At 35.9% G+C, this 3,085-nt stretch carries 3 protein-coding genes; all 3 read right to left on the bottom strand.

What is annotated here, in order from left to right; genetic code table 11:
• Window positions 1–86 precede the first annotated feature (86 nt).
• From CKF58_RS08055 to CKF58_RS08045, 3 genes are read right to left on the bottom strand one after another with little or no spacing between them, the layout of a single operon-like run.
• On the bottom strand, window positions 87–203 hold the full coding sequence (locus CKF58_RS08055) for a cytochrome bd oxidase small subunit, CydX/CbdX family (protein WP_119532729.1): 117 nt from the start codon (window positions 201–203) through the stop codon (window positions 87–89).
• 17 nt (window positions 204–220) lie between these two features.
• Entirely contained in the window at window positions 221–1,369 is a 1,149-nt protein-coding gene (gene cydB, locus CKF58_RS08050) for a cytochrome d ubiquinol oxidase subunit II (RefSeq protein ID WP_119532727.1), read from the bottom strand.
• On the bottom strand, window positions 1,369–2,964 hold the full coding sequence (locus CKF58_RS08045; RefSeq protein ID WP_119532725.1) for a cytochrome ubiquinol oxidase subunit I: 1,596 nt from the start codon (window positions 2,962–2,964) through the stop codon (window positions 1,369–1,371). The genes cydB and CKF58_RS08045 overlap by 1 nt, the downstream gene beginning before the upstream one ends.
• Window positions 2,965–3,085: the final 121 nt, after the last annotated feature.

Genomic DNA, 3,085 nt, shown 5'->3' with positions numbered 1-3,085 from the left:
CTTTAACTTAAGTTAAAGGGGTTTTAGAATATTCGATTGTAGAGGGAAAAAGCGCTAGCAATGCTAGCGCTTTTTCAATAAATCAGTTATTTAGATTTATCTTCGTATTTATCAAAAAAGCCGCTGTTTTCTAATTTTGATACAGCTAAAACAGTTAGCCAAATAGCAACAAATACACCGATAACCCAGATAGCGTAAAACATATATTACTTTCTCCTGATTAGTATAAAGCGTGTGTATTTTCAGTAACAGTTTTCGTTGATAAACGAGTCCACATTTTGTAGTAAGCCCAAACTGTGTAGATTAACACGATTGGAACAACTACAATAGCAACCCAGAACATTACGTTAAGAGTTAATTGTGAAGATGTTGCGTTGAAAATAGTTAAGCTTTGGTGTGGAGCGATTGAGCTTGGTAAAATGAATGGGAATAAAGTAATTGCATAAGTTACAAATAGTAGTAATACACCACATGAAGATGTAATGAATGCAAATGCGTTTCTACCATTCTTAGCACTACGCGCAGACGCTAAGTACATTACTAAAGCTAATACTGGGAATACAAATAATACAGGGTTAGCTGTGTAGTTTGCATACCAAGATGAAGTTCTAGAAACTGCATCAGTAGTAGCGTCTAGAATTAGCATGTTTTTATCTAAGTGGTAACCAGAGATAAATGCTAAAGCGATAGCAGTTACAACTGCTAATACAAATACTGCTAAGCTGAATACTGAACCTGCTTTAGTAGCACGTGCATATAATTCGCTTGTACGATCTGTACGTAATGCAACCCAGTTAGCACCTTGAGTTAATACTACACATAAGCATAGTAAACCAACTAAAAGACCAAATGGATTTAATAGTTTTAATAAGTTAAGGATCCAAAGAGTACCAGGACCGTAGAATGAGCGACCAATTGAGTCAAATTCAAATGGTACACCTAGTAACACGTTACCTAAAGCAACACCTGTTACTAATGCTGGTGCAAAACCTGACCATGCTAATGACCAGTCAACAGCACGACGGTGTTTTTCTAATTCAAATTTGTGACGGTATTCTAAACCTACTGGACGGAAGAATAATGCAAATAGAATTAATACCATTCCTAGGTAGAAACCAGAGAATGAAGTTGCATATACTTCAGGCCATGCAGCGAAGATAGCACCACCACCTAGTAGTAACCATACTTGGTTACCATCCCAGTGAGGAGCGATAGTATTGATAACAATACGACGTTCTTCTTCTGTTTTTGCAATAACTGGGTTTAAGGCTAAAGCACCTAAATCGAAACCATCAATGATAATAAATCCTGATAATAAAACGATTACTAGTACCCACCAAATAAATTGTAGGACTTCAAAACTTAACATTATTTATCTCCTACATTTTCTAATTTTTCAAAGTGATATTTACCAGTGTGTAAAGCACTTGGACCTAATTGAGCATATTTAACCATGAAGTATGCTTCAAAGTAGATAAATACTAAGTAAGTACCACAAATTACGATGATACTGAATAATAAGTCAGCAACACTTAATGTTGAGTGTGAAATGTATGTAGGTAATAATTCAAATACAGTCCATGGTTGACGACCATATTCAGCTACGAACCAACCACATTCAACACCTACCCATGGTAATGGGAATGCTAACATTGCTAGTTTTAAGAATAAAGATTTACCAGGTTTAACTGTTCTGCGTAATACTTTCACAGTTGCAACTGCAAATAGGATTAACATTAAGAAACCTGAAGCCATCATTAGACGGAATGCATAGAATAATGCACCTACACGTGGTGTAGTTTCATCGATAGCTCTTTGTAATTGTTCTTCAGTTGCATTTAATAGTTTAGTTGGATCTTCAACTGAACCTGGAACGAACTGAGTGAATAATAAACCGAAACCTAAGTATTTAGCATCATTTTCAGCAAATGCTTGTTTTTCAGCTAAAGAAGTTTGGTTACCAGGTTTACGTAGTTCGTTTAGCTTAATTAAAGCTTCACGACCTTTTAAGAATTTTTCACGGTTTTCTTCGCGAATTTGGTTTAAACCTTTGATTTCAGTAGTAGTTGAACGTGTAACGATTAAACCACCTACTTTTGGAATACTTAATACAAATTTGTTTTCCATATTCTTAGAATCTGGAATTGCAATAATATTCCAAGCTGCCGGAGCTGGTTCAGTATCATAGATACCTTCCATTGCAGCGATTTTAGAAGGTTGTGCTTTACCTACTTCGTAACCTGATTCGTCACCCATGTATACAACACCAAATGAAGCGAATAGACCGAAAATAGATGCTACTGCAAATGAACGTAAAGCGAAAGCTACGTCACGGTTTTTCATTAAGTAAATAGCAGAGATTGCTAATACGAAAATAGAACCAGTGGTGTAACCAGCTGTAACCACGTGAACGAATTTAGATTGTGCAAATGGAGATAGAACTAAGTCACCAAAACTTGCTAATTCCATACGCATTTTGTCAACGTTGAATACAGCACCTTGCGGGTCTTGCATGAAACCGTTGGCAATTAGGATCCACATTGCTGATAAGTTAGAACCGAATGCAACACAGTAAGTTGAAATTAAGTGTTGGATTTTTGATAAACGATCCCAACCGAACATGAATAAACCTACGAATGTAGATTCTAAGAAGAATGCTACAGCACCTTCGATTGCTAGTGGAGCACCGAAGATATCACCAACGTAGTGAGAGTAGTATGACCAGTTAGTACCAAACTGGAATTCCATTGTAATACCAGTTGTTACCCCGATAGCGAAGTTAATTAAGAATAATTTACCCCAGAATCTGGTCATATCTTTGTAAACTTCTTTGCCTGTAACTACGTAAATAGTTTCCATTGTTGCTAACACGAAAGTAATACCTAGTGTTAACGGAACAAAGTAGAAGTGGTATAACGCAGTTAATGCGAATTGAAGTCTTGAGAGCTCAATAATGTCTAGCACATTAACTCCTATTAAACAAATAATAAAACAAAATAAATAGGGCTAGCTCAGCCAATGCTTAAATGTATACGAGTTTAGAGTTGATTCTAAACCTGATGATTCTAAATTTTCTATTTTATAG

The organism is Psittacicella hinzii, assembly GCF_003585935.1.
GTDB lineage: Bacteria > Pseudomonadota > Gammaproteobacteria > Enterobacterales > Psittacicellaceae > Psittacicella > Psittacicella hinzii.
This window is presented reverse-complemented; position numbering and strand designations above follow the sequence as displayed.